11 protein-coding genes and 1 tRNA gene are annotated in these 11,610 nt (G+C 63.5%); 7 read left to right on the top strand and 5 right to left on the bottom strand.

The window, feature by feature from the left end:
- Positions 1 to 5 precede the first annotated feature (5 nt).
- The 3 genes from rpsO to RAM60_RS09085 all read left to right on the top strand — a co-directional run bounded on the left by rpsO (position 6) and on the right by RAM60_RS09085 (position 3,530).
- Positions 6 to 275 carry a 30S ribosomal protein S15 gene (rpsO, locus tag RAM60_RS09095; RefSeq protein WP_200981071.1) on the top strand — a complete coding sequence of 90 codons (270 nt, stop codon included), beginning with the start codon at positions 6 to 8 and terminating at the stop codon, positions 273 to 275.
- Positions 276 to 505: 230 nt separating this feature from the next.
- A complete protein-coding gene (gene pnp / locus RAM60_RS09090; RefSeq protein WP_369027034.1) occupies positions 506 to 2,782 on the top strand; it encodes a polyribonucleotide nucleotidyltransferase in 2,277 nt (758 codons plus the stop codon).
- A 67-nt stretch (positions 2,783 to 2,849) separates the two neighbouring features.
- Entirely contained in the window at positions 2,850 to 3,530 is a 681-nt protein-coding gene (locus RAM60_RS09085; RefSeq protein ID WP_369027035.1) for a spermidine synthase family protein, read from the top strand.
- Here RAM60_RS09085 and RAM60_RS09080 read toward each other — a convergent pair.
- Both RAM60_RS09080 and RAM60_RS09075 read right to left on the bottom strand, forming a co-directional pair.
- Complete coding sequence (locus tag RAM60_RS09080) at positions 3,527 to 4,054, bottom strand: DUF1993 domain-containing protein (RefSeq protein ID WP_369027036.1); 528 nt, start codon at positions 4,052 to 4,054, stop codon at positions 3,527 to 3,529. The two genes, RAM60_RS09085 and RAM60_RS09080, sit on opposite strands and share 4 nt — an antisense overlap.
- 68 nt (positions 4,055 to 4,122) lie before the next feature.
- The gene (locus RAM60_RS09075; protein WP_369027037.1) at positions 4,123 to 4,806 is read right to left on the bottom strand and encodes a GcrA family cell cycle regulator; all 684 of its coding nucleotides are present in this window, start codon (positions 4,804 to 4,806) and stop codon (positions 4,123 to 4,125) included.
- 71 nt (positions 4,807 to 4,877) lie between these two features.
- Here RAM60_RS09075 and RAM60_RS09070 point away from each other — a divergent pair, with 71 nt between their 5' ends.
- Positions 4,878 to 5,777, top strand: coding sequence for an ABC transporter permease (locus tag RAM60_RS09070; protein ID WP_369027038.1), 900 nt, complete (start codon positions 4,878 to 4,880; stop codon positions 5,775 to 5,777).
- Between the two features lie 9 nt (positions 5,778 to 5,786).
- Here RAM60_RS09070 and hspQ read toward each other — a convergent pair whose 3' ends face one another.
- Positions 5,787 to 6,167 (bottom strand): heat shock protein HspQ, encoded by a 381-nt coding sequence (hspQ, locus tag RAM60_RS09065; RefSeq protein WP_369027039.1) that lies wholly within the window; start codon positions 6,165 to 6,167, stop codon positions 5,787 to 5,789.
- 162 nt (positions 6,168 to 6,329) lie between these two features.
- Here hspQ and RAM60_RS09060 point away from each other — a divergent pair.
- Together RAM60_RS09060 and RAM60_RS09055 are read left to right on the top strand one after the other, a co-directional pair.
- Positions 6,330 to 6,419: transfer RNA gene (locus RAM60_RS09060), tRNA-Ser, on the top strand.
- A 204-nt stretch (positions 6,420 to 6,623) separates the two neighbouring features.
- Complete coding sequence (locus RAM60_RS09055) at positions 6,624 to 7,208, top strand: c-type cytochrome (RefSeq protein WP_369027040.1); 585 nt, start codon at positions 6,624 to 6,626, stop codon at positions 7,206 to 7,208.
- Positions 7,209 to 7,262: 54 nt separating this feature from the next.
- Here RAM60_RS09055 and RAM60_RS09050 read toward each other — a convergent pair whose 3' ends face one another.
- Both RAM60_RS09050 and RAM60_RS09045 read right to left on the bottom strand, forming a co-directional pair.
- Positions 7,263 to 7,556 (bottom strand): EthD family reductase, encoded by a 294-nt coding sequence (locus RAM60_RS09050; RefSeq protein WP_200981064.1) that lies wholly within the window; start codon positions 7,554 to 7,556, stop codon positions 7,263 to 7,265.
- A gap of 105 nt (positions 7,557 to 7,661) precedes the next feature.
- Positions 7,662 to 9,668: a TonB-dependent receptor gene (locus RAM60_RS09045; RefSeq protein WP_369027041.1), complete on the bottom strand. Its 2,007-nt coding sequence runs from the start codon at positions 9,666 to 9,668 to the stop codon at positions 7,662 to 7,664.
- 268 nt (positions 9,669 to 9,936) lie between these two features.
- Between RAM60_RS09045 and RAM60_RS09040 the strand changes: the two genes are divergently transcribed.
- Positions 9,937 to 11,586, top strand: coding sequence for an acyl-CoA dehydrogenase family protein (locus tag RAM60_RS09040; protein ID WP_369027042.1), 1,650 nt, complete (start codon positions 9,937 to 9,939; stop codon positions 11,584 to 11,586).
- Positions 11,587 to 11,610: the final 24 nt, after the last annotated feature.

Raw genomic sequence — 11,610 nt, 5'->3', positions numbered from 1 at the left:
ATTGAATGTCGGTTACCGCCGAAAAGAAACAAGAGATCATCAAGGACAACGCCGTCGCCAAGGGCGACACCGGTTCGCCGGAAGTCCAGGTCGCGATCCTCACCGAACGCATCCGTAACCTCACGGGCCACTTCAAGGATCACCACAAGGACAACCACTCGCGCCGTGGCCTCCTGATGATGGTCAACAAGCGCCGCAACCTGCTCGCATACCTGAAGAAGAAGGATGTTGAGCGGTACAATGCGCTGATCGCGAAGCTGGGTCTTCGCAAGTAAGAGTTTCCGGAGGGGCGGCTCACAAGGCCGCCCCTTCGTCTATCCGGGAGGATCGCACGAAAAGTGGACCCGGTTTTCGGGTTCGCGATCCGACCACAAATCCGCTCCCGTGCAATCCGGCTGGGAGCGGACCAAGGGGCGCAGATAGCCCCGCACCGGACCGGGACGGCATACCCGGCACTGCAGGCCCCACGACGCAATGTGGCGCGTGGGTTCGAAAAGGAAAATCAATGTTCGACACGAAAACCGTATCGATGGAGTGGGGCGGAAAAACCCTCACCCTCGAAACCGGCCGCATTGCCCGTCAGGCCGACGGCGCTGTTCTGGCCACCTATGGCGAAACCGTGGTGCTGTGCGCCGTGACCGCCGCCAAGAACGTGAAGGAAGGGCAGGACTTCTTCCCGCTCACCGTTCACTATCAGGAAAAGTTCTTTGCCTCGGGCCGCATCCCCGGTGGCTTCTTCAAGCGTGAGCGCGGCGCGACGGAAAAGGAAACGCTGGTTTCCCGCCTTATCGACCGTCCGGTCCGCCCGCTGTTCCCCGAAGGTTTCTACAACGAAATCAACGTCATTGCACAGGTCCTGTCGTTCGACGGCGAGTGCGAACCCGATGTGCTGGCGATGATCGCCGCCTCGGCTGCCCTGACGATCTCGGGTGTGCCCTTCATGGGCCCGATCGGCGCCTGCCGCGTTGGCTACAAGGACGGCGAATACACGCTGAACCCGAAGCAGGACGTCGCAATCGCCGAAGGCGAACTCGATCTCGTCGTTGCCGCCACCGGCAATGCCGTGATGATGGTTGAATCCGAAGCCAAGGAGCTTTCGGAAGAGGTCATGCTCGGCGCGGTCATCTTCGCGCACGAAGAGTGCAAGAAGGTCGTCAACCTGATCGTCGACCTGGCCGAGAAGGCTGCCAAGGAACCTTGGGAAGTCGCGGTCAACGACAATTCGGCGATCAAGGACCAGCTCAAGAAGCTCATCGGTGACGACGTTGCCGCTGCCTACAAGCTGACCGACAAGTCGGCCCGCTCGGCCGCCCTCAATGCGGCTCGCGACAAGGCCAAGGAAGCTTTCGCCGGCGAAGACGCCCAGACCCAGATGGTCGCCATCAAGACCATGAAGAAGGTCGAAGCCGATATCGTGCGCGGTGCGATCCTCAAGGACGGCACTCGCATCGACGGCCGCAAGGTCGATCAGGTCCGCCCGATCGAAGCCATGGTCGGCTTCCTCCCGCGTACCCACGGTTCGGCCCTGTTCACCCGCGGTGAAACGCAGTCGATCTGCACCACCACGCTGGGCACCAAGGATTCCGAGCAGATGATCGACGGCCTCGAAGGCCTGAGCTACTCGAACTTCATGCTGCACTACAACTTCCCGCCCTATTCGGTCGGTGAAGTGGGCCGTTTCGGCGCTCCTTCGCGTCGCGACACGGGCCACGGCAAGCTTGCCTGGCGTGCGCTGCAGGCTGTTCTGCCGAGCAAGGAAGACTTCCCCTACACCATCCGCGTGGTCTCGGACATCACCGAGTCCAACGGTTCTTCCTCGATGGCCACCGTCTGCGGTGGCGCGCTGTCGATGATGGATGCAGGCGTTCCGATCACCCGTCCGGTCTCCGGCATCGCGATGGGCCTGATCCTCGAAGGCGACGACTTCACCGTGCTGTCCGACATCCTGGGTGACGAAGATCACCTGGGCGACATGGACTTCAAGGTGGCCGGGACCAGCGAAGGCATCACCACGATGCAGATGGACATCAAGGTCGCGGGCATCACGCGCGAGATCTTCCAGGCTGCTCTGGAGCAGGCGAAGGGTGGCCGCGCGCACATCCTCGGCGAAATGACCAAGGCCCTTGGTTCGGCTCGTACCGAGCTTTCGGCTCACGCACCGCGCATCGAAACGATGCAGATCGACAAGTCGAAGATTCGCGACGTCATCGGTACCGGCGGCAAGGTGATCCGCGAGATCGTCGCCGAGACCGGCGCCAAGGTCGACATCGACGACGAAGGCCTGATCAAGATCAGCTCGTCCGACCTGTCGCAGATCGAGGCTGCCAAGGCCTGGATCCAGGGCATCGTGGAAGAGCCGGAAGTCGGCAAGATCTACAACGGCAAGGTCGTCAACATCGTCGACTTCGGTGCCTTCGTGAACTTCATGGGCGGCAAGGACGGCCTCGTCCACGTCAGCGAAATGAAGAACGAGCGCGTCGAGAAGCCGACCGACGTCGTGTCGGAAGGCCAGGAAGTTAAGGTCAAGGTCCTTGAGATCGACAACCGTGGCAAGGTTCGCCTGTCGATGCGCGTCGTCGACCAGGAAACCGGCGAAGAGCTGGAGGACACCCGTCCCCCGCGCGAACCCCGTGAGCCCCGTGGCGATCGTGGTCCTCGTGGCGACCGTGGCGGCGACCGTCGTGGTGGTCGCGGGCCCCGTGGCGACCGCGGTGACCGTGGCCCCCGTCGTGACCGCGACAGCGGTGGCGAAGCCCACGTTCCCGACTTCCTGAAGGACTAAGCCCCTTCTGAGGTTATAGAGAGGGGCCGCGGGTTCGCCTGCGGCCCCTTTTCTTTGGAGATTGCAGATGCTTCCGCGCGAGACCCTCGCCACTGCCCAGATTCCCGATGGGGAGACGCTGACCCTGATCAGCCATGGACGCGACTTCATCATCATGCTCGGCCGTGACGAGCTGATGGGCACGCGTATGCAGTTTTCCGAGGAGCAGCTCGCGATCCTCACCCTGGCGGAGCTCGAGACCAAAAAGCCGCGCGTCCTCATCGGCGGTTATGGCATGGGCTTCACCTTCCGCGCCGCACTCGACAAGCTGCCCGAGGGCGGTTCGGTGACGGTGGCCGAGATCGTGCCCGAGATTCTCGAGTGGGCGAGGGGGCCGCTGGCGCATCTCACCGGCGACACGCTCGATGATCCTCGCGGCGAAGTGGTAATCTGCGATGTCGCCGCCCTGATCGACGACGCGAACGACGGCACGACCGAAAAGTACGACGCCATTCTGCTCGACGTCGATAACGGCCCCGATGGCATCGTGCGCGATGCCAACTATCGCATCTACAGCAAAACCGGGCTGGGCAAGGCACGCGACGCACTGCGTCCCGGCGGCATCCTTGCCGTTTGGTCGGCTGCCCCAGACCACAAGTTCACTGTCCGTCTCAAGGAGAGCGGCTTCGACGTCGAAGTGCGCGAAGTGCGCGCGCGGCCCAACAACAAGGGACCGCGCCACACTATCTGGTTTGCCAGGAAGGGCTAGCCGACCTTGATCCGCGGCATGCCCATGAAGTCGCGCTTGCCCAGGGGCACGCCTTTCATGCGCAGGATGTCGTAGAATGTCGTCGCGTGGAAATAGACGTTCGGCTGGCTGAAGCTCATCAGGAAGTTCTGGCCGGTGAAGTCCATGAGCCTTTTGCCGCCGAGCACAAAGCCGATGGTTGAGTCCGCCACGGTCTCGAGCTGTTCCGGTGTCACCGCTGCCAATTCGTCGAGTGTCTTCTTGACCATCGCCCGCATTGCATCCCAGCTTTGCGGCAACTCGGTGAAATCGGGCGAGAATTCGCCAGTCGGCAAGAGGCTGATGACGTAGGCCGAATGCACCCAGCAGCTGCGGATGTGCCACGGCAAGTTCCACATGTCGTCGATCAGGCGACAACCCATCATCTCTTCTTCGGAGATGCCATTGTCCTTGGCGAAGGCCTCGCCCTTGTCGATCATGCCGGGCAGTGCGCCGATCGCCTGCTGGCAGTTGGGAACGAAGGCTTCGTACAAACTCAGGGCCATGTCTCTCTCCTTTGGGGGCAAGAAAAAGCCCGGCAATCTCGCGACCGCCGGGCTTTCTCGAAATCGATTTAGCGAACCCGCGGTCCGCCGAAGGGCAGCGGCGGAGGTGGACGGCGTGCGCCACGCGGGAGCTGTGCCTGGTAGGCACGGCCGCAATGTTCGACACAATAGGGGAAGCCAGGGTTCACCTGTTCACCGCAGAAGTGGAAATCAGGTTCGCCCGGATGGCCCATCGGCCAGCGGCAGACCTTGTCACTGAGGTCGAGCAGGCTGGTCTTGTCGGCAATCGACGGGTCGGGCTTGGCCGGAACCAGTCGCCGCGGCGGTGCGGGCGGGATCGGGGCCTGCTGGTCGCCCGGACCCTGGCGCAGGAAGCCGCCCGGTCCGACCGAAACGATTTTCGGCAGGTCAGGGGTCTTGTTTGGGAGCGGCTGTGAGGGAACCGCGGCATCCGCGCGCGCGGGCTGCTTCGCGACCGGTTTGGCCGGTGCAGCGGCAGAGGCAGCCGAGGGCCGCGGCGCGGGCTTTGCCGCAGGCGCCTTGGCCACCGGTTTGGCGGCGGGCTTGGGCTTGGCCGCCTTCGTCTCGTTTGCCTTCACCGGCGAAGGGCGCGACTTGAGGCCCAGCCGGTGCGCCTTGCCGATCACCGCATTGCGGCTGACCCCGCCGAGTTCGTCGGCGATCTGGCTGGCGGTCGACCCGCTCTCCCACATCTTCTTGAGTGTTGCGATCCGTTCGTCGGTCCAGCTCATCAGCAATCCTGTATCTCGATTCGTGACGCCGCGGCTTGCCAGCCGGAGCGCTTGGCCGTAGTCGCGCCTCCATGGCCGATCAAGCCCCGACCCTGCCGCCAAGCGGCGAACGACCGGACGCCTCGTTCACTGAGGTGGATGCCGGAGGGGGAGGGCGATTTCCGCCGCGGGGACGTCCGGTGATCAATGGGATCAACCGGATCGGCCTGTGGAGCCTCTATATTAAGGAGGTCCGCCGTTTTCTCAAGGTCCAGACGCAGACAATCTGGGCTCCGGCGGTCACCACGCTGCTGTTTCTTGTGATTTTCTCTGTCGCGCTGGGACGCGGCGATCGCGAAGTGCTGGGAGTGAACTTCCCGACATTCGTCGCGCCTGGCCTGATTGCCATGGCAATGATGCAGAACGGCTTCGCCAATTCTTCCTTTTCGCTGCTCTCGGGCAAGATCCAGGGGACGATCATCGACCTTCTGATGCCCCCGCTCTCCGAAGGCGAACTGATGACCGGCATCGTCGGTGCGGCGGTGACCCGCTCGCTTGCAGTCGGCTTCGTGGTGGCGCTCGCCATGTTGCTCTATCCCGGCGTGAGCCTGGCGATGGCGCACCCGTGGGCGGTCGCCTGGTTCGGGTTGATGGGCGCCGGCATGCTGGCGATTCTCGGCCTCATGGCGTCGATCTGGGCGGAGAAATTCGACCACAACGCGGCCGTGACAAATTTCGTCATCGCGCCGCTTTCGATGCTCTCGGGCACATTCTACGTAATCGAGAACCTCCACGGCGTCTTCCAAGTGATCAGCCGCGCGAACCCGTTCTTCTACGTCATTTCCGGCTTCCGCTATGGCTTCCTTGGCCAGAGCGACATCGGTGATGCCACGCATGTTGCCTGGGCGGCCCTTGGCCTTCTGGCATTCAACGCCCTGCTGGCAGCGATCGCCTACCGCCTGTTGAAGTCGGGCTGGAAGATAAAGAGCTGACGCCCGAGTTCAGTGCGTCAGGCTGCGGCGCATGCGATAGCGCCCGTTCTCGAACTGCTGGAAATAGGCATGGACGTCCGGATGTTCGACCGGACCGCCAAGCGAGTCGTTGAGCAGGTTCTGCTGGCTGACGTAGGCGACATAAGTGTTGTCGTCGCTCTCGGCGAGGAGGTGGTAGAACGGCTGGTTTCGATCCGGCCGGATATCCTCCGGGATCGAGTTGTACCATTCTTCGCTGTTGGCGAAGACCGGGTCGATATCGAAGATGACCCCGCGGAAATCGAACACCTTGTGTTTGACGACGTCGCCAATCGCAAAGCGTGACTTTACGCGGCGCGGCGCCTCGATGGTGCGACCCGCCTGGGCGGAGAAAAACAGGGCTCTTTCCATGATTGGGTAGAATATGGTGCGCTGCGGCAAGGAAACAAGCCGTGACCTTTCGGCCATCCCCCGATTTCGCATGCAAAAGGGCTTGGCAAGGGCAGGGGGCTCGGCTAATCGGCGCCCTCGCTTCGACCGGGGCCACGGCCCGCAAGCGCACCCTACTTGAGCGGAGAGGTGGCAGAGTGGTCGAATGCGCCGCACTCGAAATGCGGTATACGGGCAACCGTATCGAGGGTTCGAATCCCTCCCTCTCCGCCATTCATCCCAAATCTTCGTCGCCAGCAACGCCTGGCCCGCCATCACTCGGATGCCAGCCATTCTCCGGCCTCCTGCTTCGATGTAACGCGTGCAACACCCTGTTGCAGGGTTTGTATTGCGTTATTCCAAGGTCCAATGTCGTGGCGATGCGCAGCATGCGACACATTGCTGCAGGTGAGGGATTTTCTCGAGGGAAGGATTACGATGGCATTTCGCGCACTTCTGGCCGGTTCCGCACTGGCGCTTACTCTCGCCGCGTGTTCGGGTGGCAGTGACGATGTTGCCGAAGTGCCAGCCGACGACACGACGATGGCATCGCCGGTCGATGCGCCTGCTGTAGAGGAAACAGCAGCTCCTGTAGAAGAAGGTGCGGCTCCTGAAGCTGCTGCTGAAGCCGAGGTCGCAAAGGAGGACACGCCAAAGGCGGTCGAAACGGCCAAGCCTGCTGCCGGACCGACCAAGGCCGCTGTTGCACAGGCTGCGGCAGTCGTCGCCGCCGTTCCGCCCCCAGCATTCGGCCGGTGCGCCGTTTGCCACACTGCCAACAAGGGGGGCGAGGACAAGCTTGGCCCGAACCTTTGGGGTGCGTACGGGGCGAAGGCGGGGCAGGGGAGCTTTTCCTACTCCGATGCGCTCAAGAATTCGGGCCTTACCTTCGACGAGGCGACGCTTCATTCGTGGCTGGAAAACCCGCGTGCGCTGGTGCCGGGCAATCGCATGAGCTTTCCGGGTATCAAGGACGCCGCGAAACGCCAGGAAATCATCGACTACCTGAAGAAGCAACGTTGAGGACGGCATGAGAAAGGGCCGGCTCCGCGGCGCGGACCGGCCCTGTCATGTGTCCTACGCCGTGCGATAGATCGTCGGCTGGATGTCGGTGAACTTGGGCACGTCACCCATGACTTCTGCCGTGCCAGCCGACCCGAGTGCCGCGTCGATCGCGTCGCTGCTGGAGAAATTGAGCACAACCATCGCGACATTGGGCTGCTCGCCATCGGCTGGCCAGTAGACGTCCGCGCCCGTCATGCCGTGGCTGCCCCAATGCTTTTCGACCAGCGGGATATGCGTGTCGCGGTAATAGTCCGCGTCGAACTTGGCCCCTTCCTTGGCGGGGTAACTCACAACCAGGCTTGCCATATACTCTCTCCTTCAATTGCTGGTCTTGTCATGATGCGATGACGGCAATGCGGCGGCAATTCTTCTGCTCGCTGAGAGGATAGATGGAGTCGCTTCCTGCGGCCATCACAGGATCACCTTCACACCCGCCCAGACAGTTCGCGGTGTGCCGAGGTCGATCGAACCGCCTTGGTTGCGGGTGACAATGGTCTCGTCGGTCAGGTTCTCGCCCCGAAGCACCAGCGCGACCTGCCGGAAGAGCGGCACCTGCGCAAAGGCATCGAGCGTCGTCGCAGAAGGCAGCACGTCGGTTTCGAGATCGTCCTCGAACTGCGCGCCGACATATCGCAGGGTGGCCGAGAGCAGCCAGTTGCCCGCAGGGCGATAGGCAATGGTCGCACCGGCCACCCACTTCGGGGTTTGTGCCGGACGATTTCCGTCCAGCGCCGCGGCAAAGCCGGAACCCTGCGCTTCGGCATCGGTATAGGCGACCGCGCCGTCGAGGCTGAACTTGCCCAGCTCCAGCGCTGCGCTCGCCTCGACGCCGCGTGAATGGATGGCGTCGATGTTCTGGCGCTCGCGCAAGTTGTTGGCGATCGTCACATTGGCGATGGCGTGCTTCACCTTGTTGTCGAACGCAGTGAAGGCGATGCGGACGCCGTCCGCCGGAGCGATGTCGACACCGGCCTCGAAGCCTTCCAGCCGCTCGTTCGCCAGATCGGCATTGGCGCGCGTGGTGACGGGAAAGACGACGAAGGGGCGGTAAAGCTCGTTGAGCGTCGGCAGGCGCAGCCCGCTGTAGGCTGCGGCGCGCAGGCTGGCGATGTCGCCGAGCCGGTACAGAACACCGCCACGGAAGGACGCATCCCAGCCCGACCTGTCGGGGTAGACGAGATCGCTCGTGACCACGCCCGATCCGTTGCGTTCGACAAAGAAGCCGTCGCGGATGGTAAATCGATCAAGCCGTGCACCCGCGGTCAAGGTGAGAGCGCCGAGCGAGAAGTCGTTCTCGGCAAAGAAACCGAGGTCGGTATTGGTCCCGCCCGCGTTCCGCCTTGCCGTCACCGCGCCACTGAGTGCGCTCAGCGCAGTCTCGAAGAGCTCGCCATCGGACTTGCGATAGTCGACCCCGAGGCGAAGGACATTGTTGTCCCCCGTTGGCGGCCGAAGTTCGATCTTGCCGCCAAGCCCCGTGGCCGGCGTATTGCTCTGGTCGAGGACGGGGACGAACCGCGTCGAAGAGATGACCACATTGGTGAAATTGCGCGCCTGCACATAGCCGAGCACGTCGAACTGCCAGTCGCCGCGACCGACCAGTCGCAGGCTGGCGTCCTGCCCCTCCATGCTGCTGTCGCCGCCGTCGAAGCGCAAGGTCCGCTCGTCACGATAGACGAGGCCACGTGCCTGCAGCTCGACCGTGTCATTGAACGGGGCAACGCCGCGGACCTGGATCGAGTACCCGTCATAGGCGGCGCGCGCGCTTGCCGGTACGCGCTGGTCTTCCGGCGTGGTCCAGAACCCCTTGCCGCGGTCCCAGCGGGCCGAAATCGAACCGAACCCGGCGCCAAGCCGCGATGCGGCGGTTGCGCTCGCTTCGGTTTCACCCCTGTCATTGGCGAGCAATTGGCCAGCGAAACTTCCCAACGCATCGGCATCGGCGCTGGTGAGTTCGATCGTTCCCGCGAGCGCTCCGGCCCCGAACGGGCCCGAACCGCCGCCCCGGGTCACCCGCACCCGGGCAAGGCGTTCGGGCGCGATGGCACTAAAGGGAATGTAGCCGAAGAACGGATCGGTCATCGGCACCCCGTCGAGCAGCACCTGAGCGCGGCTCGATGCGTTGCCGCCGAGGGCGCGCAAGGTCGCGCCCTGGGCGGAAGGATTGGCCGAACGGCTGTCCGAACGCCGGAACTGCTGGAAACCGGCGACCGATGAAAGTGCATCCTCGATCCGTCCGGACGCTGTCGAAACGAGATCCTCTCGCTCGATAATCTGCGTGTCGTAAGCGGGGGTCGCCGGAGTGTCCTCGAGCCCCTCGCCGGTCACCACGATGACGCGTTGCTGGTCGTCATCGGCCTCGTCGGCTTGGGCAATTGTCGGGAGGAATGCAGTGAAAACCGCTGCTGCGCCCGCCATCCAGTATGTTTTTCCGTGTTCCCGCATCGACCCCAACATAGTGCTATTCTCGGACAAAGAGAGCCGGCGGATGTCGAGAGACGCCCGCCGGCTCCAGGGAGAGATCATACAGAGCCCTTGGCTCCGGCCAAGAGTGGAGGACGACTGTCCTCCACTCTTAAGTCGGAAGCGAGGCAACATGGTGAGCGTATCGGTCGCTACCGCCATTGACCTTTTCAGGAAGGCACCGCCAATGTGGCGACGAAGATTGTCTCTGGGGCACTGATCGATGACGGACTGGATAAGCCTGGCGCACGACGCTTGCGGAGCGGCAAAGAATTTTGCCGCGGCGGCGCGTGTTGCGACCCTTGCGGTGGTGCAAGGTGCGGATGAGGGCCGGATCGAGGCGGCACTTGTCGAGCGCCACCAACGCCGCGTGCATGGCTTTGCCTGGATCGGAACGACCGTGGCAGCACTCGAGGCCACTGCGGACTGGGCCTCACGTTCGCGCAAGGCGGGACGGTTCGGCGCGATCGAGGAACTGGTACTGCGGATCGGCTTTGGCGAATACCTCAACCAGCTCGCCGCTTCGGTCCCGATGAGCCAGAACGAATTCGTCCGGCCGGCCGAACTCGGCGTCGCCGAGGCTGCCGATACCCTGAGGGCGTCACCTGCTGTCGCACAGTTCATGGCGGCAGGAAACACGGCGGAAAACCGCGCGGATCTGGCCGCACTGCTGGCCGACGGCGGTCGTCCGGACGAGACCTTCGACGACGAGACGCTGGACATGATCCGCGAGCAGTTTCGCAGCTTCACCGCCGACAGGATCGCTCCCAACGCGCACAAATGGCATCTCGCCGACGCCTTGATCCCGATCGAGGTGGTCGAGGAAATGGCTGCGCTCGGGGTGTTCGGCGTCTGCATTGCCGAAGAGTTCGGAGGCCTCGGCCTTGGCAAGACCGCCATGTGCCTCGTCTCGGAAGAACTGTCGCGCGGCTGGATATGCGCGGGATCGCTGGGCACCCGCTCGGAGATCGCCGGTGAACTGATCGGGGAGAACGGCACGACCGAACAGAAGGCGAAATACCTGCCGAGGATTGCCGACGGTTCGATCCTGCCCACTGCCGTATTCACCGAACCCGACACCGGCTCCGACCTTGCATCGGTGCGCACACGAGCGCGAAGGTCCGATGACGGAAGCTGGCGCATCGACGGGGCGAAGAACTGGATAACCCACGCGGCCCGTGCCGACCTGATGACGGTCCTGTGCCGCACCGACGCGGACACGCCCGGGTATGGCGGCCTGTCCATGCTTTTGGCCGAAAAGACGCGTGGCACCGATGGGAATCCGTTCCCCGATCCCGGCATCGACGGCAGCGAGATCGAGGTGCTCGGTTATCGCGGGATGAAGGAATACGCGATCGGCTTCGACGGCTTCGCCGTGGGCCATGACGGCCTGCTGGGCGGGGCGGAAGGGCAGGGCTTCAAGCAGCTCATGCGCACCTTCGAGGGTGCCCGCATCCAGACTGCGGCGCGCGCCATCGGGGTGGCGTGGAATGCCTTCGACCTCGGCATGGCCTATGCGCTCGATCGCAAGCAGTTCGGCAAGCCGCTGATCGGCTTCCCGCGAGTCTCCGACAAGCTGGCACTGATGGCCGCAGAACTGGTGATGGCGCGGGAGCTGACCTATTCCGCCGCGCGCCACAAGGACAAGGGCGAGCGGTGTGACATCGAGGCGGGGATGGCCAAGTTGCTGGCGGCGCGGGTCGCCTGGAGCAATGCCGACAACGCGCTGCAGATCCATGGCGGCAACGGCTACGCGCTGGAATACGAGATCAGCCGGGTGCTGTGCGACGCCCGCATTCTCAATATTTTCGAAGGTGCCGGCGAAATCCAGGCGCAGGTGATCGGACGGGGGCTACTGGCAGGGCAGGGCTAGGCTGCGGGCCGCCGGCGCAAGTCC

The organism is Qipengyuania sp. RANM35 (assembly GCF_041021145.2).
GTDB classification, from domain to species: domain Bacteria; phylum Pseudomonadota; class Alphaproteobacteria; order Sphingomonadales; family Sphingomonadaceae; genus Qipengyuania; species Qipengyuania soli.
This window is presented reverse-complemented; position numbering and strand designations above follow the sequence as displayed.

Excerpts from the sequence above, each read along its gene's own strand:
- rpsO (WP_200981071.1), top strand. The coding sequence starts at position 6 with ATGTCGGTTACCGCCGAAAAGAAACAAGAGATCATCAAGGACAACGCC.
- pnp (WP_369027034.1), top strand. The coding sequence starts at position 506 with ATGTTCGACACGAAAACCGTATCGATGGAGTGGGGCGGAAAAACCCTC.
- RAM60_RS09085 (WP_369027035.1), top strand. The coding sequence starts at position 2,850 with ATGCTTCCGCGCGAGACCCTCGCCACTGCCCAGATTCCCGATGGGGAG.
- RAM60_RS09080 (WP_369027036.1), bottom strand. The coding sequence starts at position 4,054 with ATGGCCCTGAGTTTGTACGAAGCCTTCGTTCCCAACTGCCAGCAGGCG.
- RAM60_RS09075 (WP_369027037.1), bottom strand. The coding sequence starts at position 4,806 with ATGAGCTGGACCGACGAACGGATCGCAACACTCAAGAAGATGTGGGAG.
- RAM60_RS09070 (WP_369027038.1), top strand. The coding sequence starts at position 4,878 with ATGGCCGATCAAGCCCCGACCCTGCCGCCAAGCGGCGAACGACCGGAC.
- hspQ (WP_369027039.1), bottom strand. The coding sequence starts at position 6,167 with ATGGAAAGAGCCCTGTTTTTCTCCGCCCAGGCGGGTCGCACCATCGAG.
- RAM60_RS09055 (WP_369027040.1), top strand. The coding sequence starts at position 6,624 with ATGGCATTTCGCGCACTTCTGGCCGGTTCCGCACTGGCGCTTACTCTC.
- RAM60_RS09050 (WP_200981064.1), bottom strand. The coding sequence starts at position 7,556 with ATGGCAAGCCTGGTTGTGAGTTACCCCGCCAAGGAAGGGGCCAAGTTC.
- RAM60_RS09045 (WP_369027041.1), bottom strand. The coding sequence starts at position 9,668 with ATGGCGGGCGCAGCAGCGGTTTTCACTGCATTCCTCCCGACAATTGCC.
- RAM60_RS09040 (WP_369027042.1), top strand. The coding sequence starts at position 9,937 with ATGACGGACTGGATAAGCCTGGCGCACGACGCTTGCGGAGCGGCAAAG.